This is a genomic window from Guptibacillus hwajinpoensis, assembly GCF_020524165.1.
In the GTDB taxonomy this organism is placed as follows: domain Bacteria; phylum Bacillota; class Bacilli; order Bacillales; family Guptibacillaceae; genus Guptibacillus; species Guptibacillus hwajinpoensis_D.
Map to the genome: position 1 here is coordinate 58,906 of NZ_JAIVKU010000005.1, position 21,869 is coordinate 80,774.

24 protein-coding genes are annotated in these 21,869 nt (G+C 37.9%); 9 read left to right on the forward strand and 15 right to left on the reverse strand.

Translation table 11 applies throughout. From position 1 onward, the window contains the following. Positions 1-47: 47 nt before the first annotated feature. Positions 48-1,220: a hypothetical protein gene (locus tag LC090_RS13270; RefSeq protein ID WP_226658526.1), complete on the reverse strand. Its 1,173-nt coding sequence runs from the start codon at positions 1,218-1,220 to the stop codon at positions 48-50. A 132-nt stretch (positions 1,221-1,352) separates the two neighbouring features. On the opposite strand from LC090_RS13270, the gene LC090_RS13275 reads away from it, so the two are divergent. From LC090_RS13275 to LC090_RS13285, 3 genes are all read left to right on the forward strand, one after another. Continuing rightward, positions 1,353-2,141, forward strand: coding sequence for a hypothetical protein (locus tag LC090_RS13275; RefSeq protein ID WP_226658527.1), 789 nt, complete (start codon positions 1,353-1,355; stop codon positions 2,139-2,141). Positions 2,142-2,222: 81 nt separating this feature from the next. Further along, the gene (locus LC090_RS13280) at positions 2,223-2,363 is read left to right on the forward strand and encodes a hypothetical protein (RefSeq protein ID WP_226658528.1); all 141 of its coding nucleotides are present in this window, start codon (positions 2,223-2,225) and stop codon (positions 2,361-2,363) included. A 72-nt stretch (positions 2,364-2,435) separates the two neighbouring features. Beyond that, positions 2,436-3,848 (forward strand): glycosyltransferase, encoded by a 1,413-nt coding sequence (locus LC090_RS13285; protein WP_226658529.1) that lies wholly within the window; start codon positions 2,436-2,438, stop codon positions 3,846-3,848. Positions 3,849-3,981: 133 nt separating this feature from the next. Here LC090_RS13285 and LC090_RS13290 read toward each other — a convergent pair whose 3' ends face one another. From LC090_RS13290 to LC090_RS13305, 4 genes are all read right to left on the reverse strand, one after another. Beyond that, positions 3,982-5,082, reverse strand: a complete 1,101-nt coding sequence (locus LC090_RS13290; protein WP_226658530.1) for a DegT/DnrJ/EryC1/StrS family aminotransferase — start codon at positions 5,080-5,082, stop codon at positions 3,982-3,984. After that, the gene (locus LC090_RS13295; protein ID WP_226658531.1) at positions 5,079-5,792 is read right to left on the reverse strand and encodes an N-acetyltransferase; all 714 of its coding nucleotides are present in this window, start codon (positions 5,790-5,792) and stop codon (positions 5,079-5,081) included. The genes LC090_RS13290 and LC090_RS13295 overlap by 4 nt, the downstream gene beginning before the upstream one ends. A 12-nt stretch (positions 5,793-5,804) precedes the next feature. Then, on the reverse strand, positions 5,805-6,773 hold the full coding sequence (locus tag LC090_RS13300; protein ID WP_226658532.1) for a Gfo/Idh/MocA family protein: 969 nt from the start codon (positions 6,771-6,773) through the stop codon (positions 5,805-5,807). Positions 6,774-6,928: 155 nt separating this feature from the next. After that, positions 6,929-7,852 (reverse strand): glycosyltransferase, encoded by a 924-nt coding sequence (locus tag LC090_RS13305; protein WP_226658533.1) that lies wholly within the window; start codon positions 7,850-7,852, stop codon positions 6,929-6,931. 122 nt (positions 7,853-7,974) lie between these two features. Here LC090_RS13305 and LC090_RS13310 point away from each other — a divergent pair, with 122 nt between their 5' ends. Continuing rightward, a complete protein-coding gene (locus LC090_RS13310; RefSeq protein ID WP_226658534.1) occupies positions 7,975-8,274 on the forward strand; it encodes a hypothetical protein in 300 nt (99 codons plus the stop codon). Positions 8,275-8,658: 384 nt separating this feature from the next. Continuing rightward, positions 8,659-8,925, forward strand: a complete 267-nt coding sequence (locus LC090_RS13315) for a hypothetical protein (RefSeq protein ID WP_226658535.1) — start codon at positions 8,659-8,661, stop codon at positions 8,923-8,925. Positions 8,926-9,069: 144 nt separating this feature from the next. Here the strand turns inward: LC090_RS13315 and LC090_RS13320 are convergent, their stop codons facing one another. From LC090_RS13320 to mgtE, 6 genes are all read right to left on the reverse strand, one after another. After that, positions 9,070-10,002, reverse strand: a complete 933-nt coding sequence (locus LC090_RS13320) for a CsxC family protein (protein ID WP_226658536.1) — start codon at positions 10,000-10,002, stop codon at positions 9,070-9,072. A 183-nt stretch (positions 10,003-10,185) separates the two neighbouring features. Continuing rightward, a complete protein-coding gene (locus tag LC090_RS13325) occupies positions 10,186-10,938 on the reverse strand; it encodes a CsxC family protein (protein ID WP_226658537.1) in 753 nt (250 codons plus the stop codon). A 210-nt stretch (positions 10,939-11,148) separates the two neighbouring features. After that, the gene (gene fabI / locus LC090_RS13330) at positions 11,149-11,925 is read right to left on the reverse strand and encodes an enoyl-ACP reductase FabI (RefSeq protein WP_226659366.1); all 777 of its coding nucleotides are present in this window, start codon (positions 11,923-11,925) and stop codon (positions 11,149-11,151) included. Positions 11,926-12,014: 89 nt separating this feature from the next. Then, positions 12,015-12,167, reverse strand: a complete 153-nt coding sequence (locus LC090_RS13335; RefSeq protein ID WP_226658538.1) for a hypothetical protein — start codon at positions 12,165-12,167, stop codon at positions 12,015-12,017. A gap of 116 nt (positions 12,168-12,283) precedes the next feature. Then, positions 12,284-14,131, reverse strand: a complete 1,848-nt coding sequence (locus LC090_RS13340; RefSeq protein ID WP_226658539.1) for a monovalent cation:proton antiporter family protein — start codon at positions 14,129-14,131, stop codon at positions 12,284-12,286. Between the two features lie 33 nt (positions 14,132-14,164). Further along, the gene (gene mgtE, locus LC090_RS13345; RefSeq protein WP_425590660.1) at positions 14,165-15,526 is read right to left on the reverse strand and encodes a magnesium transporter; all 1,362 of its coding nucleotides are present in this window, start codon (positions 15,524-15,526) and stop codon (positions 14,165-14,167) included. 272 nt (positions 15,527-15,798) lie between these two features. On the opposite strand from mgtE, the gene LC090_RS13350 reads away from it, so the two are divergent. Next, positions 15,799-16,983, forward strand: coding sequence for an FtsW/RodA/SpoVE family cell cycle protein (locus LC090_RS13350; protein ID WP_226658540.1), 1,185 nt, complete (start codon positions 15,799-15,801; stop codon positions 16,981-16,983). 91 nt (positions 16,984-17,074) lie between these two features. Then, positions 17,075-17,809, forward strand: a complete 735-nt coding sequence (gene prpE / locus LC090_RS13355; RefSeq protein ID WP_226658541.1) for a bis(5'-nucleosyl)-tetraphosphatase PrpE — start codon at positions 17,075-17,077, stop codon at positions 17,807-17,809. On the opposite strand, the gene LC090_RS13360 is transcribed toward prpE, so the two are convergent. From LC090_RS13360 to LC090_RS13375, 4 genes are all read right to left on the reverse strand, one after another. Further along, positions 17,793-18,668, reverse strand: a complete 876-nt coding sequence (locus LC090_RS13360) for an RluA family pseudouridine synthase (protein ID WP_226659368.1) — start codon at positions 18,666-18,668, stop codon at positions 17,793-17,795. The genes prpE and LC090_RS13360 overlap by 17 nt on opposite strands. An 83-nt stretch (positions 18,669-18,751) precedes the next feature. Then, positions 18,752-19,552, reverse strand: coding sequence for an NAD kinase (locus tag LC090_RS13365; RefSeq protein ID WP_226658542.1), 801 nt, complete (start codon positions 19,550-19,552; stop codon positions 18,752-18,754). A 19-nt stretch (positions 19,553-19,571) separates the two neighbouring features. Continuing rightward, positions 19,572-20,213 (reverse strand): GTP pyrophosphokinase, encoded by a 642-nt coding sequence (locus LC090_RS13370; RefSeq protein WP_226658543.1) that lies wholly within the window; start codon positions 20,211-20,213, stop codon positions 19,572-19,574. 26 nt (positions 20,214-20,239) lie between these two features. Next, positions 20,240-20,647 (reverse strand): hypothetical protein, encoded by a 408-nt coding sequence (locus LC090_RS13375; protein ID WP_226658544.1) that lies wholly within the window; start codon positions 20,645-20,647, stop codon positions 20,240-20,242. Between the two features lie 113 nt (positions 20,648-20,760). Between LC090_RS13375 and LC090_RS13380 the strand changes: the two genes are divergently transcribed. Together LC090_RS13380 and LC090_RS13385 are read left to right on the forward strand one after the other, a co-directional pair. Then, the gene (locus tag LC090_RS13380; RefSeq protein WP_226658545.1) at positions 20,761-21,336 is read left to right on the forward strand and encodes a CYTH domain-containing protein; all 576 of its coding nucleotides are present in this window, start codon (positions 20,761-20,763) and stop codon (positions 21,334-21,336) included. Between the two features lie 117 nt (positions 21,337-21,453). Next, positions 21,454-21,849: a globin gene (locus LC090_RS13385; protein ID WP_226658546.1), complete on the forward strand. Its 396-nt coding sequence runs from the start codon at positions 21,454-21,456 to the stop codon at positions 21,847-21,849. The last annotated feature ends 20 nt before the right edge of the window (positions 21,850-21,869 follow it).

The following is a 21,869-nucleotide window of genomic DNA, read 5'->3' on the forward strand; positions in this document are numbered from 1 at the left end:
TCTTTCATAACAAAAAAGTGCAGGATATGATCTCCTGCACTACTGATTTATGGCTGTTTCTTATACTTTAAATCTTCAAAAGAGATGCAATCATCGATTGTTAATTCGCCTTCTTCAACTTCTACTGTTCCTGTATTGAATACTACATTTCCTCGACGATTCAATAAGTGAACTTCAAACCACTGATCATCGTCAGAATCAACGACAGCTAATTTAAAGTCAAGCTTACGACCACGATCGGTTTCTCCGCTACCCTCAATGATGAACTTTAGTCCATCCCCACACTCTTTACATTCGAGCGTATCCTGATCAAAGCTTGTAGCTGTGAATGTAAAGTCGTGCTTTCCATCACTTGAATCGGTGTCATGGAAATTCAGTTTCATCGAACTACCTGACAGGCTGCAATCATCGCAAATATTCACAAGTAATGTTGCTTTACCTTCATCTTCAGAGTCCGTTTCGCCACTCGCTTCACCAGATAGTGAACAATCACAATTTGGTCGAGGGAATATATCTGGACACTGTTCAGGAAATTCAATAGGAGGACATTCATCAATTGAGTCAGGTGCAATAAGATCATTATCACGAGGTGAACAGAACTTCGCAAGAACCTCAAGTTTTACTTCTGCTTCTACTTGAATATCAACACAGAAAACGACTTCAAGATCAAAGGAATCTGGTGCTGGGGCGTTTAATAGTACTGTTCCTGAAGGAATGCGGCAAACAATTTTAGTAATTCGACAGAAAAGATCTGTTCCATTCGGGAAACACAAGACAAATGACTCAAGAACAGATGCATTTACATCCAAATCTGTGACTACCTTACCATGACGGTCAACAACCTTCACCTTTACATCCGTTGTAAAGAGAAGATCAACGAGTTGAGCATCGGCAAATCCCCCACCAGGGATCGCTACGCTTACATCACGTTTTTCTCCAATTTGTTCACAGAAGAAGTCATCTTCTGTATGCTCACTGTCTGAGAGTGGGAACAATGGAGGTGCTTCTGGTGTTTTACAAACAATACGGAGGGGACGGCGGCTAGGATCTTCCATAGCACATTCGATCTTCTTTAGCTGATGATCTGTAAATTTAATTGTCTTTCTTACAGAAAGCTGATCGGTCACCCAGTCGTATACTTTTTGAACGCGAATACACTCATCCTGCAAGCTATTCGTAGCTGTTGGAACGGTGTGTTTCTTATGTGGTTTGTGACCCATATCGTTCCTTCCTTTCTTTCACATGATAGGTTGATTCCCTACATACTATGGAATTAGCACAGAAATGCAACAGAAGGAGTGGCCCAAATTTGGATAGCAGGCGCAAATATCAAATTTAAGGGAGTGAAGGAATTGAATCGTTTAATGTGGGTAGATAAAGAGATTTGTCACCTGAATAGGAATGACTTAGAGGCACTTAAAATTCTTTTACCCTATTGGGGGATTTCATTGCAAGATAATCGATTAACAGGATCACTAAGTTCGAAAAAAGTCTATTTGGATATTGATGCTAACGACCGAGCATTATTTTTCTTTTCATTACTAACTCACACTGGTATAGAAGCGAGCGATCATGCTACTGTTACAGATTTAAATATTTACGTCAACATTTCCGATAAATATGAATACCCACTCTCATTAATTACGCCTGAAAAAACGTATCATCTAAAAGGAATGAACAAGAAAAGCTTAGATTTACAAAAGAGAATTCACAAAAACATATGGTTACCTGATGCATTTTCTTCATTAATGTGTTCAATTCACCCCGAACATATTGAAACTTCAATGGAGTGGCTTTCTTATTTGACCATTCAATATTATATGAAACCCTTCTTTACACCGATCGATCATTTATCGATCGATCAATATGAGCATCTGCTTACATCTGTACTTGAAAAAATTAATCCTCTCTTTTCTTCTTATCAAATTTCAGCACCGACCATTTCTGAGTGGCCTTCTCTTCCAGATGAATATTCTTCGTTTAAACAGAGAAAGAGCTCCCCAAACGACTCAAGTAAGGAACATAAAACCATATCTCCTTTTCCATCTAAACAATCCCTTTTCACCCCTGAACCCTTTAATCCATTTAAATTCAATCGAGAAACTGCTAAGAAATCAGTTATTAACCCATTTTATAGATAGCCTTAAACATCTCAACACCTTACGTTCGAGCATGAATAGTATGTATTATTCAATGGAAAAGCTCGAATGAGGAGGATATGAATGAAAAAGGCTGATTTACAAGCACTTTATCGAGAAGTTAAGAGAAGAAGACGCACTCGTAAAACCATAATCAATCCTACTAAACATAAATCAGGTTGTAAGTCCTGTGGGAAAACGACTTGGAAACCATCAAAATCATAAAAACGATCGGATATTTTCTCCGATCGTTTTTTAAAGAAAAGAAAATTGATTAAAAGAAATGAGTGATCTTGCATGAAGTGGTTCTACTTAGATCAATCGCTTTTTACTGATATGATTGCAGACGCATTGGTTAAAGCAGGGATGTCAGTTCGGACTTCAGATAAATATGAAGATTCTAATTCTCTACAAAGTAAATTAGAATTGTTTGAGCCTGATGTCATACTAACTAGTGGGTGGAACAATGCTCACACAGAGTCAAATTTTAAAACGATAAGAAATTATTGCAATAATAGTGGTGCTCTTTATGTACACTGGTCGTTCGAAGACCCTCTTCACACAGAAACTTGGTCCAAATTCATTGTAAATACTGGTAAGCCAGATTACATGTTTACCCATGATTATGATTCTGTAGAAATGTATCATCGTATTGGAATCCCTTCATCTTACTTGCCTTTTGCATGTCATCCAGATTGGCAAAAAACGCATATTCCACTTGAAGAATTTAGTTCTGATATTTCATTAATCGCTACTTACAAACCTTGGATCGATACAGAAGAATCTTATAGAATAAAATCTTTGAAAAAATTACTACATCCTCTCATTGAGAATGGTTTCGAAGTAAACGTATGGGGACCTGGTTGGATTGAACACCGTAACCAGCTTTCATTTGAAATACCTAAAAAATGCTTGCGCGGTCCAATTGATTATAAAGATATATCAAAAGTTTATAGTTCTTCAAAAATCGTTCTTGGCATACAGAACGCTGATGGGCTACTCACACAAAGAACTTACGAAAGTTTGGCATGCGGTAGTTTTTTATTAACCACAGATTCTCCAGCTGTTCACCGCCATTTCACTGTAGGGGAACACCTCCTTACGAGCATGAATCCAGAAGATACCGTTCAGTTGGCTAACTATTATCTTAAACATAATAAAAAAAGGAGAGCTATTTCATCGAAAGGAAAATCGTATGTACGTGAGCATCATACTTATGTCCATCGAATTGAAGAAATGGTGAAGAAAATTAATCCTTATCTAAAATCTAAAAAACTAAATTCGAGATCAATAGTAAAAAACCCCGTTCCTGTGGATCAAATGAATAGTCAACAACAAACCAATAAATTCATATTATCTGAGCGAAGACCAAAACGCATCATTATAAAAAAAGACATGATTACTGAGAATTTCAAAATGAAATCAGCAAAATTAACTCTTACTTTACCCAATTCACCAGTAGCGAGAAACCCTGTTATACATTGTCATTTTCTACTTAATGAATTGTCAGATAACATGATTATTCAGGGATACATTCCTCAACTTTCAAGCCGCATTATGACTTTAAAGGCTGAAACATCATCTAATAACGAATACTACTTTGATATAACTGAATTAATTAAACAAATGATCGAATCTAGTAATACAAATTTCGGAATATGCTTACAACCGTCAGTAAAAACTTTTACTCCTCAAATCAATCTCAACTAATCGATCGTAGTCAAATATCATTATGACAAAAAAAGATTTTCTGGCACAAAGTGTTTCTGTCAGAAAATCTTTTTTAGATTCCAATCCAAACACGAAATGAAACCCTCATCATATTATTTTGATAACCTCGAATTTAACCTTCAAAGTCTTGAATACAAGATATAATGTTTCGCTGTTGATTATTTGTTAATTCAGGAAAAAGGGGTAAAGCTAACGACTGGTTCGCAAGGTTTTCAGCTACTGGTAAATCGCCTTTTTTATAACCTAAAGAACGGAACGCCTTCTGTAAATGAAGTGGACATGGATAATAATGACCTGTTGCAATCCCACGTTTGCCAAGAAAAGCGGATAATTTCTTACTGTTCTTGGATTGTATAATATATAAGTGAAATACATGTTGTACGTATTCTTTAGTAAAAGGTGTTGTGATTTCTAAAGTGTTAAATGCACTGGAGTAAATCATTGCTTTTTCTCTTCTCTTTTGATTCCACTCATCTAATTTTTTTAGTTTAATTCTTAGGATAGCAGCTTGTATCTCATCTAATCTGCTATTATAACCAATTACTTCATGATAATATTTCTCAGAAGATCCATGTGATGCAAGTAATTGAACGTTTTGTGCAAGTTCTTCATTATTCGTAAGAACTAAACCCCCATCACCATAACCACCAAGATTTTTAGTAGGAAAAAATGAAATACAACCTGCCACTCCAATCGTTCCTGCCTGCTGATTTTTATACCGAGCTCCTAATGCTTGACAAGCATCTTCAATAATAAATAAATTGTATTTTTTTCCTAATGTAATAAATGCGTCCATCTCTGCAGGTTGACCAAAAATATGAACTGGAATGATTGCCTTCGTTTTGTTTGTTATTTTTTTCTCGACTTTTTCAGGGCACAAATTGTAAGTTAGCGGGTCTATATCTGCAAAAACTGGAGTTGCACCTACTCGAGCAATAGCTTCGGCACTTGCAAAAAAAGAATAGGGGGATGTAATGACTTCATCCCCGTCACCTATGTTTAAGGCTTGCATTGAAAGAATCAAAGAATCTGTCCCATTTGCGGTCGGAATTGCAAAATCCGCACCTGTATAGTCAGAGATTTCAGTGCAAAACGACTTTGTTTCCTCACCATTTATATATACTCCACTTTCTAAAACTCTTTTAATTGCTCTGTCAATCTCACTTTCTAACGAGCGATATTGCGATAAAAGATCGATCAAAGGGATTGTCATTTCTTCCCTCTTCCCTTTATAGAATTAATTTCTTTAGCTGGATTACCTATAAAAACAGTTGAATCCGGAACATCCTTTGTTACAACAGAACCTGCACCAATAACCGAATCCTTTCCAATCACTATTCCAGGAAGCAATGTAGCATTATTCCCTACACTAGCTCCGCTTTTTAGATAAGGACCTTTGAGAGGTGTTAATGAACGTCTCATGTGTTTATCATTTGACGTAGACACTTCAGGGCCAATAAATACATTATCTTCAAGAACCATATCGGCAGTAATATATGCTCCAGTTTGAATAACGCACATAGATCCGACACTTGTTCTACATTCAATTTTGGCACTTCTACCAATCACGGTAGAATTACCAATGTTACTATTCTCTCTTATGCTTGCTTGATCACCAATGAAAACATCTTCACCTATTGTCGTACCAGCATATAGTACAACGCCATTCCCAATAATACTTCCTGCCTTAATAATGAGAGAATCTTGATTTTTAACATCATTTATAATTCTTGTGTTCTTACTAGGTTGACAACCCATCACATTATTACAACCAATTTGCACATTATCTCCAATGATTGTATTTTCCAAAATCACTGTATTATGGCCAATGTTTACATTACTTCCTATTTTAACGTCTTTCTCAATGACAATATTTCGTCCTAGTTTGCAGCTTGTATCAATATAAACCGAATCATCAATCATCTCTATCCCCACCTAATGATTTTTAGATTTAGAGTCGCCATTCAAGATTAATCGACTAATCTTGTCCGCTACTTTTAGAGCATTGAGACCGTCTTCTCCGGTAACTTTTGGTTCTCTATTAGTTGAGACTGAATCAATGAAATCCTGCAATTCTAATTTAAGCGCATTGCCGTTTGGAATTGATATGATTTCTACCAGACTTTGTTGATTATAATAAGATTTCAATTGATCTGAACAAAATTTCGGAGAACGAGAAATCTCTATTTTTTTCTCTAAAAAATCTACCTTTATAAATGCTTTCGTTGTTATGATTCTCATCGATCTTACTCTATCTTCTGTAACATGACTTGAAGTTAACTGTGAAATAATTCCGCCCTCAAACTCCAGGAGGCCGATAGCATGCTTGATTACATTATTGTATGTTTGACCTAAAGCAAAAATCTGTTGAATCTCTTTATTTAAAAGATGTTGAAGAATGTATATATCATGAATCATCAAATCGTAGACTACGTCCCAATTAGCCGTCCGATTATCTAATTGGCTCAATCTGTGTACATCAACGGCTAGAATTTTTTCATTGGAAAGTATTTTTTCAAGCTCTTTAACGACCGGATTAAAAATCTCAATATGACCTACCTGAAGGATAACTCCAGAATCGTGCGCTAGTTGAATTAATTCACTTGCTTGCTCAAGAGATGTCGTGATAGGCTTTTCGACTAAAATGTGTACATGATGTTTTATACATTCGATACTAATGTCAAAATGAGTATGAGTAGGCGTGGTAATACTAACCGCATTTACATTATTTAATAAGTCACTCAATTCCCGATACGCCTTTAAGTTATATTTCCCAGCAATTTCAAGCGCTTTATTGTAATCTATATCATATACTCCTATCAACTGACAGGAATTCATTAATGTTGAATACATACTTATGTGGTTTTCACCCATTTTCCCTGTCCCAATGACACCAACTTTCATAAAATCATCACCTTAATCCAATCTTGTCTTAGCTCTTTAATATAATATGAAATCTCATTCAAAAAGTACTGAACATATTCATTAAATACTCAAAAAGAGTACATAATAAATAAATTGGACATTTGCGTATTAAAAAAATCATAAACGATTGGTAGCTACCGATCGTTTATGATTTCCTTCACGCGTGTGATCAATTGTTTCACTCTCAATTCTGTAGAGTGATTCTTATGAACCATTTCATATCCATTATTTACAATCCTCTGGGTTTCCAATTCATTACTCAAATAATAAAACGCCTTTTCTTTAAAGTTGGATTCGTTAATCGATACAAAGTTTTCTCCATCATTATAGCCAAGATCCTGAAGTTCTTGGTTTGAAGGTGCTAACAATAAAGTTTTACAAGCTAATACTTCAAAGTATTTTAATAGAGGAAAATGTAAAGAACTATCACATGTTAAAAATAGTTTAGCACGATTTATTTCTCTTGCATAAATCTCCCCTGTTAAGACCTTACCGTCATCTATAACTCCATACCCTGGATGTTTGAGATGAACAAACCCATTCACACTCCTCATTTCTTCTTCCATCTTTACCCGTAATGGGTAATATCTTGGATCCATTGCCCCCATCATTAGAACATTATAAATTTTGTTTTCACCATAATCTCTGAAAATATCTTCTGGTACATGAAAAGGAAACCATACCATTCGGTCTTCAAACTCAGGATACCAGCTTAGAAAGGAATCTCTGCAAATAGAAAAAATGTGTTGAATATTTTCTTTTAAAATAAACCTCTTTCTTTGTGACACTTTATAATGCAGGTCGTGCATAATTATTCCATAAGGCACAGTTAAACTTTTAAGACCTTTAATTTCTGGACAGTAGTCTGGCTTGAAGTCATTTAAAAGTATAAAGTCGGGTTCTTGTGATAATTGAGAAAGAATGGCCTGTATGTGCCCTCTTTTATGCCAAAGTGTTAAGTCAGTATGTTTACTTAATTCACGTGATAAATAATAACTGCTTTTTTCAATATTCTTAGAAAAATCTCTCGTTATAAACAGGATCTTTAATTTTTCCATCATGGAACTCCTTTCTCTATGAAATATAATTGGTAATATTCCTTTAGAATTTAGGTGCTCATCCAAACCATTATCTCTTCATTAGGATAAGATATAGTAATTGAAAAAAAGGAGGTTAACATATGTCAAGTTTATTTGATCATTGCACAAATCATTCTAAGAGAAGCAGTTGTGGAAAGTGTCTTTGTGCGAAATTAAAAAACGAATGTGAAGGAAGTAGATTCTTTATTTTAATTGATGGTTTCCCAGAATTTATTGAAGCCACATTTATTGGATTTAGAGACCGTTCTTGCTGCGCAAAATTCTTAGTAAGTAATCTCGTATCTCCAATTAGCGTTTTTCCAAATGGGATCGGCAGTAACTTCACTTTGTATATTGATTGTCGTGATTTGAAAGCCCTCGTTCCACTTAAAGCAAAATAATGAGATCTCAAATCCAAATTTATTTCTTCTTCCCCAGAAGCAATCTAACTTTTAGTTGGTTTGCTTCTTTTTTTTAGAATATTTTTATATAGTCTTAATTGATACCATCTTTAAATATATTCTTAAATCTAAATGTACCAAATTATCACCTGGGTTATTTTCTACCGCTTTACATCTAGAAATTGATACTATTAAACAATATATTCCACCTTAATAACTAGCTTCCTTATTCATAAAAAACACCCTATAGAGTAGACCTTTTACATAGTCTGCTCTATAGAGTAGATATTTTGAGAGGAGGGCGTTTATAGCAATTCTCATGGGAGGTAGGAATGAGGAAGATTAATACTCCCAAATAATAAATTCTTCACTAGAATCACAGGAATGGCAACAACACTGATGATGCGTTTCTTTGACCAGTTTACATTTGCATACAAAATGCTTGTCATGTTTTCGACAATGAGAACAAGAACAATGATCCACTTCTTTGCACTTACAAACCAGATGTTTGTCCTGTTTTTTTCGACAACCGCATTTCTTTTTAACCACTTGGCATTTGCAGATGATTTCTACTTCTTCTTCTTTATGACAATCATGAAAAAGACTTCTGCATTTTTTGCACATTTATCTCACCTCGCTTCTACACCGTAGCTTATTAGTAGTGTATGTTTGAACTTGGACGAGGTATAGGTAAATGAGTGAATACACATAACCATTTTTAGTACTGTTTCAATGAAAAAAACACCTTTGGAAAAGGTGTTTTTCTTGAAAGTCTTGAATCTAAAGATTCCTCTCTTATGGTAATTTAACAAGTTGCTTTTGCAGTAAATTTATTGAGAGATCTAAAACCATTTTCTCGGACATTTCTGTGAAAATGCCCTCAAAGGACGTGTCATTCTTTTGTTTTTTCTGTTTACAATGCAAGCATTCTTTTTCAACTTTAACCACTTCGACTTTTTCTTTAGGGAGCTCAACACGAACAGTCACGCCATCATCGAACAAAGACCTTTTTTTCTTACGTCTTTTCCCTCTCTTTTTTGGACTCACTTCTTCTTTTGCCACACACGTACATTCTAAGAGGATCTCTTTTTCATGCGATGGTTTAATGATCTTACCAGGTTTTCGGTTAAGAGATTGATCAATTTCTATGATTTCCGCTTTCACGAGTTCGCAATAGGGTATCTCATTAAAATATTGCGTGCTTTGCTGGGCAAATTGAGATAAATCATCTGAAAGTAACTCGTCTTTTTCTGGATAACCAGATGGAAGCGGAGTGGAAATCATAAAATTAAACTCTTCTCTAGTATTAAAAAATGGGCCAACTGGATCGGTTAAGAAACAATCAATCTTGGTATAACATTCAAATGGAACATTAACCGTTAGTGACTTAATATTTGTTTGAATCTCATTACGCTTACAACTGATGGGATTCGAGGCATATTGGATATTTTTACGGACGAACCCACTTATAAAAAGTGTGCCTTCATTGCCTAAATGCAAAAGTTTGCATTGAGATAAAAACACTCGCTTTTTAATATCTTTTATCTCTAACACGTGTTCTTCTTTTGGAAACTCTATATTTGCATGAGTAGGTATTTGAATTTTAATACTCTGTAGTAAGACTGGAATTTTGACAATCTTGCCACTTCCATCGATCGCATGGATTTGAACTTTTTCAGGAATAAGTTCGTTAATAGTGGCACTTCGAATTCTTGGTTCTATTTCCATCAATTTGTCCCCCCTTTATATTCTTTTCATACTATTTTATGCTTCAATCTTACAGTCGTTTGGACGAATTTTTAGTCAACTGCCTTTTTTACGAGTATCATTTTATTGTACTTATAATCGTTGGAATCCCTAACAATTTAATAAGCTGATCCTATATAGGATCAGCTTATTAAATATATTTTTTTAGTTTCTGTTAACTACTTGCTTTTGAAGCAGCGTGATATCAAGATCAAGAACCATTTTTTCAGAGATCGCAGTAAATGTTCCTTCTCCAAGTACTTCATCTCCAGCAGCATTCGTTACAGGTTGACGATTTAGCGATTCATCAATTTGAAGAATGTGGGCACGATTGAGTTCGCAGTATGGGAGTTCATTGAAATACTGTGTAGCTTCCTGATGGAATTGAGATAGATCTGTACCCATTAACGAGTCTTTTTCAGGATAACCATCTGGAAGATCTCGAGAGATTGCATACTCCCATTCTTGACGATTATTTAAGAATGGTCCTACAACTGGTGCAGTTTGAAGTTCAACATCGGCAACACAATCAAATGGCACGTTAACAGTAAGTGAACGAATTCCTGAGTTTAATTGGTTGTCATCACCAAATACTGTAGGGTTAATTGCGTATCTAATATTTTTTCTTACAAAACCACTGATATATAATTTGCCAGTATCATTTGTCTGGTTTGTTGGGGTAGTCGCATTAGAAAGCAATTTACACTGATCTAAGAACACTCTTTTCTTGATATCCTTGATTTCAAGAACATCAGCCGGCAGGTCGATATTTGCATGCATCGGAATTTGGATATTAAAAGCATCTAATACAACGGGTACCTTGATTAAGCTTGGTGAAGTGGGAGTTGGGAATGCTGCAACATTTTCTGCTTGACATGAATTTGTAGATGCAGATCTACGAATAGGTCTAAAACCCATAAATATTTCCTCCTATTAAAATTATAGTAGAGCTAGCTTTTTGCTAGTTCCTTGTATAATAAATGCAAAGAGGAGGTGAACGGAGACGGCTTTTTAACAGGTAATAAAGCCTTTTTATTTATTTAGTCCTTATAATAAAGAAAAATACCCTAACAAGTAGACTTTTCCTGTCCATTCGTTAGGGTACTCTTTATGGAAATGTTCCTATCATCAAGTCGCGATAATATTATATCCGCTATCTACATGAATCATCTCACCAGTAATTCCTCCTGAAAGATCACTCATTAAGAATAGTGCTGTGTTTCCTACGTCTTCCTTCGTTACCGTGCGACGCATTGGAGATTTCTCTTCAATTTCTTTAATAACCGAATTAAAGTCGCCAATTCCTTTTGCTGCAAGCGTACGGATCGGTCCAGCAGAAATCGCGTTCACACGGATGTTGTCTTTTCCAAGGTCATTCGCAAGGTACTTCACACTTGCGTCAAGGGAAGCTTTTGCAACACCCATGACATTGTAGTTGTTCACAACACGTTCGCCACCAAGGTACGTCATCGTTAGGATGCTTCCACCTTCCGTCATGAGTGGACGAGCTGCTTTCGATACAGCTGTGAGGGAATATGAGCTAATGTTATGCGCTAGCAAGAATCCTTCACGCGTTGTTTCAAGGTACTCCCCTTTTAGTTCTTCTGTTTTCGCGAATGCGATACAGTGAGCAAGGCCGTGAATCACACCGACTTCTTCTTTAATTTGAGTGAATGTCGCTTCAATTTCCTCATCATTTGTAATGTCACAAGGTAAAATGACGGAATCATCACGATCCAGCGTCCCTGCAAGGTCTCGAACGTTTTTCTCAAGACGCTCACCTGCGTAAGTAAAGATCAATCGTGCACCGGCACTGCTTAATGCCTGTGCAATCCCCCAGGCAATGCTTCGTTTATTTGCAACGCCCATCACAACATATGTACGGTTCTCAAGAGACAGGTTCATATCCATGCTCCTCCTCGAATTTATTATTAGTTATTAGCACCACGTCCTAAGTATAACATGGTTTGACAAACATGCACCATGAGGATTTTTCACCCTTTGCTTGTTTGAATATTTCGTCTCTCATATCCACATGCAGGACATTCAAAAATGATGTTCTGATTTGACTGAGCTGTGATTGACTGTTCCATTTCAGTGGACCTTCCACAAACGGGACAAATGACTTTTGGAATTTCGTTATTCATTCCTTCTCCTCCTTTTTGTCACCTATGATAAAAAGTATCACCTTGTCCGATACATTTATTCTCTAATCCCACAAACATAAGAAAACCCCTCTCTCACTATGAGAAAGGGGCTAGCATTAATAGCTTAACAACGTTCGCACTTCATCGACACTCTCGCTGCTTCCTGTTACAATCAAGCGATCACCAATACGAAGTTCTGTGTCCCCGTGTGGCACGATCGAATCTTTCCCACGGAAGATACGAACGATGATCGTATCTCCAAGGTACGGGAAGCTACGGAGAGGAACACCATTGTATTCCACATTGTTCATATTAATTTGATAAAGCGCGTTTTCTTCTCTCGTAAAGATGTTCACAACACCCGGCGATTCAATGAGCGCTTTTAACAGGGCTTTTGTGGAGAAGAAGACAGAGAAGACATCAATGTTTAGTGCTCTTAACTGATCCGCTATTTCAGTAAGTTCAATTCGTGCAATGACACGCTCGGTTCCATATTCTTTTGCAAATACCGCAATGTCTGAATTCGTCTCATCATCTCCTGAAGAAATAAGGAGAATATCTGCATCAAAAACGGAACTATTTTTTAAGGTATCGATACTATAATCAGATAGTTCGATCACTTTAAAGTGACTACTTTGTTTCTCAGAGTCCACTTTTTCCTGCTTCGTATGATAAATCGATGTTTCATAGTTCGCAGGATTAAGCTCAAGCGAAATCGGTAAGGTAATTTGGTTTGCCCCAATAATCGCCAGCTTCTTTGCATGAGAACTTTCTTCTGGTTTCGGCATTAATTTCTTGAACAGAATCGGTGCTAAAATACAGCTGATAATTGCCACCAAAATTAACGCTGATGACAATTGATCATCGATAATGTTAATACGCTCACCGATTTCAGCAGCTGCAATAACGAGTGAAAGTGTCGACGTTAGCAACATACCAGATCCAAGCACCGTTTTGGTGTCATACCATTTTTTCAATACGACGACTGGTACTAATTTTGAAGCAAAAAGCGCGATCAATAGTAATGGAATAAGAATTAACACTTTAGGATCCTGGAATAGGGACCAGATGTCTAATTCGACTCCTACCATAACGAAGAAGATAGGAATGAGAAACCCATATCCAAATGAATCAAGCTTTTGCACAAGCTCTGTATTCGGTGAAAGTAACGAAACAAGTGCCCCTGCAAGGAAGGCACCTAAAATGTTTTCAGCACCAACCGTTTCAGAAATCCCTACCAATACAATAATTAAGGTAAATACGGCCCTTGTTCCAATTTGAATCGTCCCTTTTGACATCGTTTCAATAAAGGAAAGATGTCTGAAATAGGCACCAAGGAAATAAAGAAGAATCCCAGCTCCGAAAAGAATGAGAAGCAGCCACATATTCCCTTCTCCACCTGAATTAAGGGAAACGAAAATGGCCAATAGTATCATCGTAGCAAGATCCGCAATAACGGCAATAAGAAGAATCGTTTGCCCGATGCTGCTTTTCATAATATTAGCGTCCTTCAATGTCGGGACAACAACACCAAGTGAAATGGTGGAAATAATCAGCGTCATGAAGAACGCATTGTCGGTGTATCCCAGAACCACAAATAATAAAGAAAGGAGATAGGATACAACGAACACAAGAACAAAGACAATGAACGACACAAGAACACGGTTTGGTTCAAACTTACCGCTCGGGAGCTTCACTTTTTTCTTTTTATTCGCAAAAACCGTGAAATCAATTTCCAGACCGCTTAGAAACATAAGAAAAATAAAGCCGAGCGTTGATAACGTATCAAGCCACGTATCCCCTTGAACGAGATTAAATCCACTCTGACCAATAAAGATCCCAGCAATAATTTCTGCCACTACAACGGGCAAGAAGTTCAATCTGAAGCGGTGTAAGATAAACGGTATTAAAAATGCGATAACAACAACAATTACGAGTGATGATACGGATGCACCGTGTTCCATTTCTTTCCTCCTTCAAACGTCTGCATTTATGCGTTAGACAAGCTGGCTCATAAATGCAGTCGCCATTCCAAAATAAATAAGTATACTGATAATGTCATTAATAGTCGTGATGAATGGCCCTGAGGCAACGGCAGGGTCGATGTTCAGTTTGTGCATCAATAATGGGACAAGTGCACCAGCAAGCGTTGCAACAATCAACGTAAATAATAACGAAAAGCCAACCAATAAGCCAAGTAAAAAGGTTCCTTTCCATAAAAAGATAATGATTGTAACGAGAATACCAGACGTTGCACCTGTAATAAGACCAGTTCCTGCTTCTCGAGCAATAAGAGCCCACTTACTATTCTCTTCAAAATCTCCCGTTGCAAGTCCTCTAACAACAACTGCAAGCGCCTGCGTACCAGTGTTCCCTGCCATACCAGCAATAAGAGGAATAAAGACGGCTAGAAGCGGTACTTTATCGAGCGTCACTTCAAATTGACCAATTAAACTTGCTGTCATCATCCCAAGAAATAGAAGGATAATGAGCCAGGGAAGTCTTTTTTTCGCTGATGAAAATGGGTTACGATCAAACGAACGATCATCTGAAATGGCCGCGAGTTTTGAATAATCCTCTGATGCTTCTTCTTCAATAACATCAACGATATCATCGTGCGTAATAATTCCGAGTAAATGGTTTTGAAAATCAAGAACAGGAAGGGCTAGAAAGTCATAGTCTCTCATAATTCTAGCGGCCTCTTCCTGATCTTCTCCAACTGAAATGGAAACAACGCGTTCATTCATAATTTCTTCAATTAACGTATCTTCTTCCGCAATAATTAAATCACGTAAAGAAATAACGCCCACGAGCCTTTTTTGTTCATCTAATACAAATATATAGTAGATCGTCTCAGCCTCAGGGGCTTCCTGTCTTAAAATTTGCATCGCACGCTTTACCGTTTGGTGAGCGCGAATCGACACAAATTCGGTTGTCATAATACTACCAGCTGTTTTTTCTTCATAATGAAGCAACTCTTTAATTTCGTCCGCTGCATCATCATCCATAATCGTTAAGTAGCTTGCGATTTGTTCTGGATTTAACTCATTTAAAACGTCAACGGCATCATCCGCATACATTTCAGCAAGCATCTTCGCCGCATAAGCAGGTTCCATTTCTGAGATGTACTCTTCTTGTTCTTCAATGTCGAAGTTTTGGAAAATCTCCGCCATTTCGCGTGGCGATAAATAGGTGTACACGAGTAGCCTGATCTGTTCGGATACTGTTAAGAAAAATTGTGATTGTTCGTATGGGTGAATATCAAGAAATAACTCACGAAATGCGTCTATTTCTTCTTGATCTAAGTGATGTATGAGTGCGTCGTACAAAGCTTGCGTATCTTGCTCCTGGTAAGCCACTCTGCACACCTCCCTGTTGTTTTTTGATAACAAAGTTACAAATGCTCAAATATGGCTATATCATTTATCGTAAAGTTTCGATAAGCTTTGCTTAAGCGGTTGTATCTCTGTACTTATGCTATAAGAAAGTAAAATTACCTTCCTATCTTAGTCGGTGTGTAGTTATTTTGTCAAAAATAAATACAGGAACCGATTTGCAAACGGAAGGATTTCAGATAAGATAGGAAATGTGATTAAAAGAAGGAACGCTTTTCTTTAGAAAGGATTATATCATGAACAATGACAATCAAACACCATGGCAACAAATAGATTTCACACTTTTGTTCTTTGTATTTCTTCTGATGTGTATCAGTACTGTTGCCATTTACAGCGCGCAGGCTTCACTACCCGGAGAATTAAAAAACTTTAACTTTGCAGGAAGACAGCTTACATGGTATTTCGTAGGTACGTTCGTGCTTTCTCTTACACTGGTCATTGATTTTGATCGCTTTAGACAGCTTTCCTGGTATCTCTACGGATTTGGTATTCTTCTTCTGATTTTATTAGCAGTAAGTCCAGAATTTATTGGAAGTTATCAAATCGCGCCAATTCGGAATGGTGCTAAGAGTTGGTTTGTCCTTCCGGGTCTAGGAAGTGTGCAACCATCTGAGTTTATGAAAATTTTCTTAATCATCACCATTGCTTCAGCATCTGTTTCACATCATGAAAAACATCCAACAAAAACCATTCAAACGGACCTGATTTTATTAGCAAAGATTTTCGGCATTGCCGCAGCTCCTTTACTTATTGTTATGGCTCAGCCTGACTTAGGGACCGCAATGGTATTTACCGCTATTGTCGTTAGTATTACGCTAGTATCTGGTGTACGTTGGAGACTTCTTTCACTTTTGAGTTTAATAGGTGTTGCTGGAGTTTCCGCATTAGTGTTTATCTTTTTTAAGTTTCCTGCCTTTTTTAAAGCTTACTTACTTGATGAGTATCAGCTTGCCCGTTTTTACGGCTGGCTAGCGCCTGAAGAATACGCTGACGCTGGGTATCAAGCAACGAAAGCCATTCTTGCAATTGGCTCTGGTAAGCTTGAAGGAAAAGGTTACGCAGATGGAACGGTTTATTTTCCTGAAGCACATACCGACTTTATTTTCGCCGTTATTGGTGAAGAATTTGGTTTTATTGGAGCAAGCATCACAATCTCCATTTTCTTTATGCTTATTTACCGTATGATCCATACAGCTCTTGAAAGCAATGAGTCATTTGGAAGTTACCTTTGTGCAGGAGTTATCGGAATGCTGACATTCCAGGTATTCCAAAATATTGGCATGACGATTCGGATCCTCCCCATCACAGGAATTCCATTACCGTTTGTCAGTTATGGAGGAAGTGCCCTCTTAACCTATATGATTGCAGTTGGACTTGTATTAAATGTACGCTCACGAACGAAAACGTATATGTTTGAATAACCTGCCCTAGGGCAGGTTATTTTTTTATGTGAATGCTGATACTCATTCTAACTTTAGGGAAAAGTTAGAAAAGAGAAGGAGGGAAAGAGAATTGTTCGACATAATTAGTGATATCCATGGATGTTATGATGAAATGAAGACTCTTACGGAGCGTCTTGGCTATAATTGGAAGAATGGTGTTCCCCTTCACCCTAATGGAAGAAAACTTGTTTTCCCAGGAGATATCACAGACCGTGGTAAAAACTCCCTTGCCGTTGTTGAGATTGTTTCAAAACTTGTGACAACGGGTCAGGCGTTCTATTGCCCTGGAAATCATTGCAACAAATTCTATCGCTTTCTGATTGGCAGAAACGTCCAACAAACCCATGGCCTTGAGACTACGGTTGCTGAGCTTGAAGCGCTCTCTAAGGAAGAGCGAACGACGTTAAAAGAAGCGTTTATTTCTTTATATGAGAATGCACCGCTTTATTTGTCCCTTGATGATGGTGAATTAATTGCTGCACACGCTGGCATACCAGAGAAATACATTGGACAAGCAGGAAAAAAGGTTAAAACATTCGTTCTTTACGGCGACATTACTGGTGAATCCCATCCAAATGGGATGCCCATCCGGAAAGACTGGGCAAGTCAATATGAGGGTAGTGCCCTCATTGTCTATGGTCACACCCCCGTTTTAGAACCAAGATGGGTCAATCATACTGTGAACATTGATACCGGCTGCGTCTTTGGTGGGAAATTAACAGCGCTTAGCTACCCGGAATTGAAAACCACGTCGGTTCCATCCTCTATGCCTTATGTCGCCGAGAAATTCACTTCATTTCAGTAAGAGTTCTCATATCATCCTCAAGCTCCGCTTCAAATCGGAGCTTTTTCTGTAGGAAAGGATGATAAAATTCAAGCTTGGCACTATGTAACGCCTGTCTTGAGATAAGCTCCTTCGTTCCCCCATAAAGATCATCTCCTAACAGTGGATGACCTAAATGAGACATATGCACTCTAATTTGGTGCGTCCGTCCTGTTTGTAAAGAAAGTTGAAGAAGAGAGAAACCGCTGTATTGTTTGATTGTGTGATAGTCCGTTAATGCGTACTGCCCATCTGGACGAACCGTTCGTTCAATAATACTGCCGTCCTTTCTTCCGATCGGTGCTTCTACCTTTCCTTGTCCTTCGACTTCACCATGAACAAGCGCTAGATAAGATCGCTTCATTTCTTTGCTCTTCTGCTGCTGTGAAAGGAGATCGTGGGCATAACGATGTTTCGCAAATAAAACCAGGCCTGACGTATCGCGATCAAGTCGATTGACAGCGTGAATGGTTCTCTTCCATTTTCTTGTTTCATAATAATAGAGCACACCCTCGGCAAGGGATTCTGTCGAATGGCGAGACGGTATGGTGGGAAGATTCGCTTGCTTATTAATTAGCAAAAAGTGATCATCTTCATAGCAAATCCGTAGCGGCATTTGTCGCGGTTTCATCGTTTCACTTACCTTTTCTTCTGGAAAAACGACTTCGACCACATCCCCCTCACTTAAAATGGTGCGCACATTATGGTGGGTTCCATTAACCAATAATTCGCCTCCTTTGAATTTAATATCCGTTAACATGCTTCGAGACATGTTTTTCTCCCTTAAAAGAAATTCTCTTAAACCCATTCCTTCTTCTTTTTTTAAAACCAACCAGGTCATTTTAACTGCCAATCATACACACCTCATTTTTCATTTAGTAAAAAAAACAGCACCGCTCAAATGTTGAACAGTACTGTCTGCCTTTAATAAACTTCATCCACAAATGATTCTTTCACCCTTTTCCAAAATGGAAACGGCCTGAAACGTGCGAAACGAACTTTCTCTTCAGCCACTCGATATTGAATCGACTTCACATCTTTTTGAAGGAGGAAAAGATGATCGATTGTAATTTGAAAATCAGCGTCGTTAACAGGTCTTAAAAGACAAGTATGATGCTGAGGAAGAACAAGTGGTGAGCCAACCGTACGGAAGACGCGATTATTAATTGACGCCATTTCAGAAAGCTGGATCGATGGAAGCGCCGGGTGAATAATTGCTCCTCCGAGTGCTTTATTATAAGCAGTACTCCCAGATGGCGTTGAAATGCATAGTCCATCACCACGAAACGTTTCAAATAAATCGCCTTTAATTTCCACATTCATGACGAGTGACCCTTCCACGCTCTTTACCGTACATTCATTAAGGGCAAGATATCGATTTTCTTTCGAGCTATTCAAATAACGAACCGTCACTTCAAGCAATGGATATTCCACAATCTGAAACGGAGTTCTTGCAATATGAATAACCAGCTTTTCAACTTCTTCCGGAGTCCAATCAGCGTAAAAACCGAGGTGCCCGGTATGAACACCAACGAACGCTGTTTCCGCAAGACGGTCCTGGTAATGATGAAAAGCATGAAGTAGCGTTCCATCCCCACCAACTGAAATCACAATATCTGGTTCTGCTTCATCATAATCCAGGTCAAAATCACGCAAATAATTTTTAATCCGCTGCTGAAGTTGGTTGGAGGTTTGATCCCCTTTGGACTTTACCGCAAATTTCACTATAGGCACCTCGTCTACTTTAGTTTTCAGCTTTCTTTTGTTCGTTTTCTTTTTTTTGCATAAACACTTTTTGGGCTTCCTTAATCTCACCGCGTATTTCAGACATTTCGTCATCTAATTTAGATGCTGCTTCAGCTGCACGCTGAAGGCGCTTCTTTACGTCCTCCGGGATTTTCTTGTTGTATTTATAATTAAGCGAATGCTCAATCGTTGCCCAGAAGTTCATCGCTAGTGTCCGAATTTGAATTTCAACGAGAAGCATTTGCTCCCCATGGATCGTTTGCACCGGATATTGCACCACCACATGGTAAGAACGATATCCGCTCACTTTTTGGTTCGTCACATAGTCACGCTCTTCAATGATATCAAAGTCTTTTCTTCCCCGAAGGTGATGGATAACCTTATTAATATCCTCCACAAACTGGCACATGACGCGCACCCCTGCAATGTCATGCATCTCCTCTTGCAACCGGTCGAGAGAAATCTTCTTATTCTTTGCCTTATCAAGGATACTTGAAATAGGTTTCACTCGTCCCGTTACAAATTCAACAGGAGAATGATCATCCGCTTTTTCGAACTGCTCACGGAGACCTTTTAATTTTATTTTCAGCTCATTGACTGCTTGTTTATAAGGGGCTAAAAATTCTTCCCAATTTTTCATCCAACCACCACCAACGACAATATCTATTATGAGGCTGTTAGAAAGGCTTTCTCAACAGCTTGATTCATCTCTTCTCCATAGTTTGAATTACCTTTAATATTCTCAATGAGGTAGCCAAGTTCCTCTTTTATATCGACAAGTTCTAATGTAGAACCTTCTTCAGAAGTAACAGTGACGCTCACATCCTGTTTAAGAACATTTGCAAGCATTGGCCAAACTTCTTCCTGGAATCGAATGTATGTATACCCTTCTCCTCCGTCAAGTAAATAAACAAATGATAAAGAGTCTGAATCCACTAGCATATTGCCTGTTGCTGTATAAACGCTTAAATCCACATTTTCATTCAAACCAAAGGTAAGTGTGTGATCAGTTAATTCCCCTGTTATGATGTAGTATTGTTGTGGCACAAATACCTCTCCTCTCTGTGTTTCCATTATGTATCACCTAATAGTTTATCATAATGCAATGGGGGATTTCATCGTTGTTGTTCTGATTCAAGACATATGCCATAATTCTTTTATATCCAATGAAAATGGAGGACTCGTATTTGGCACAAGAACTCGAAATTGAATTTAAAAATATGCTTACAAAAGAAGAATATTCTTCATTGCTTACGACCTATCAGTTAGAAAATGACATTAAAACACAAACAAATGATTATTTTGATACAGCTGATTTTTTGATAAGAGAAAAAGGAGCTGCATTACGTGTTCGAAATAAAAAAGATTCGCTCGTCTTAACGTTAAAACAACCCGCAGAAGAAGGATTACTTGAAACACATCAGTCCATCTCATTTGAAACATTTCAGGCGATTAAGAAAAATGGTGCTTTACCTGAAGGAGAAGTCGGATCGCAACTTCTAGAACTTGGTATTCAAGATAAGCTTCTCCATCTAGGACGGTTAACAACACATCGCGCAGAACTCGCTTTGGATGAAGGACTGCTTGTTCTTGATCATAGCGAATATTTGAAACGAGAAGATTTTGAGCTTGAATTTGAAGTAAGCGGCTTTGAAGCCGGAGAACGTGCTTTCAATGACCTTCTACAGCAGCATCAAATCCCAAAGCGAGCAGCGAAAAACAAGATTCTACGCTTCTTTCTCGCCTCACAAGAACAGGCCTAAACAGCCTGTTCTTTTTTTGTATGGCAATGATTTCAAATCGGATTATTTGCTGTTATGTAGGGAGGTTGCTAAAATGAAATTGAAATAAGGTTCTACCTGCCAAAGGGGAAAATCATTATGAAGCAAAACATGTACGATCATATCGGCGGTGCGCAGCTAGAACAGCTTGTGACTGCTTTTTATAATCGGGTTGCGAAGCACCCCGAATTAAACTCAATCTTTCCAGAAGATTTAACTGAAACAGCTCGAAAACAAACGCAATTCCTAACTCAATTTCTTGGAGGTCCTCCTCTATATTCAGAAGAACATGGACATCCTATGCTTAGAGCGAGACACCTCCCATTTGAAATTACGCCGAGACGCGCAACTGCATGGCTTTCATGCATGCAAGAAGCGATGGATGAGGTACAACTAGACGAAGAGTTACGAGAACATTTATTAACACGTTTAACGTTCACTGCCCATCACATGGTTAACTCGGGTGATCAGGAAGAGAAAGGAGAATCGAATTGACGCCGAATGTTACTGGTTCC

What these genes read in the sequence shown, in the direction of transcription:
- LC090_RS13340 (WP_226658539.1), bottom strand. Translation starts at nt 14,131, where the DNA reads ATGGAACACGGTGCATCCGTATCATCACTCGTAATTGTTGTTGTTATC.
- LC090_RS13280 (WP_226658528.1), top strand. Translation starts at nt 2,223, where the DNA reads ATGAAAAAGGCTGATTTACAAGCACTTTATCGAGAAGTTAAGAGAAGA.
- LC090_RS13350 (WP_226658540.1), top strand. Translation starts at nt 15,799, where the DNA reads ATGAACAATGACAATCAAACACCATGGCAACAAATAGATTTCACACTT.
- LC090_RS13360 (WP_226659368.1), bottom strand. Translation starts at nt 18,668, where the DNA reads ATGACCTGGTTGGTTTTAAAAAAAGAAGAAGGAATGGGTTTAAGAGAA.
- LC090_RS13295 (WP_226658531.1), bottom strand. Translation starts at nt 5,792, where the DNA reads ATGATTGATGATTCGGTTTATATTGATACAAGCTGCAAACTAGGACGA.
- fabI (WP_226659366.1), bottom strand. Translation starts at nt 11,925, where the DNA reads ATGAACCTGTCTCTTGAGAACCGTACATATGTTGTGATGGGCGTTGCA.
- LC090_RS13285 (WP_226658529.1), top strand. Translation starts at nt 2,436, where the DNA reads ATGAAGTGGTTCTACTTAGATCAATCGCTTTTTACTGATATGATTGCA.
- LC090_RS13320 (WP_226658536.1), bottom strand. Translation starts at nt 10,002, where the DNA reads ATGGAAATAGAACCAAGAATTCGAAGTGCCACTATTAACGAACTTATT.
- LC090_RS13370 (WP_226658543.1), bottom strand. Translation starts at nt 20,213, where the DNA reads ATGAAAAATTGGGAAGAATTTTTAGCCCCTTATAAACAAGCAGTCAAT.
- LC090_RS13375 (WP_226658544.1), bottom strand. Translation starts at nt 20,647, where the DNA reads ATGGAAACACAGAGAGGAGAGGTATTTGTGCCACAACAATACTACATC.
- LC090_RS13300 (WP_226658532.1), bottom strand. Translation starts at nt 6,773, where the DNA reads ATGAAAGTTGGTGTCATTGGGACAGGGAAAATGGGTGAAAACCACATA.
- LC090_RS13310 (WP_226658534.1), top strand. Translation starts at nt 7,975, where the DNA reads ATGTCAAGTTTATTTGATCATTGCACAAATCATTCTAAGAGAAGCAGT.
- LC090_RS13290 (WP_226658530.1), bottom strand. Translation starts at nt 5,082, where the DNA reads ATGACAATCCCTTTGATCGATCTTTTATCGCAATATCGCTCGTTAGAA.
- LC090_RS13385 (WP_226658546.1), top strand. Translation starts at nt 21,454, where the DNA reads ATGAAGCAAAACATGTACGATCATATCGGCGGTGCGCAGCTAGAACAG.
- LC090_RS13325 (WP_226658537.1), bottom strand. Translation starts at nt 10,938, where the DNA reads ATGGGTTTTAGACCTATTCGTAGATCTGCATCTACAAATTCATGTCAA.
- LC090_RS13335 (WP_226658538.1), bottom strand. Translation starts at nt 12,167, where the DNA reads ATGAATAACGAAATTCCAAAAGTCATTTGTCCCGTTTGTGGAAGGTCC.
- LC090_RS13315 (WP_226658535.1), top strand. Translation starts at nt 8,659, where the DNA reads ATGGCAACAACACTGATGATGCGTTTCTTTGACCAGTTTACATTTGCA.
- LC090_RS13305 (WP_226658533.1), bottom strand. Translation starts at nt 7,852, where the DNA reads ATGGAAAAATTAAAGATCCTGTTTATAACGAGAGATTTTTCTAAGAAT.
- LC090_RS13270 (WP_226658526.1), bottom strand. Translation starts at nt 1,220, where the DNA reads ATGGGTCACAAACCACATAAGAAACACACCGTTCCAACAGCTACGAAT.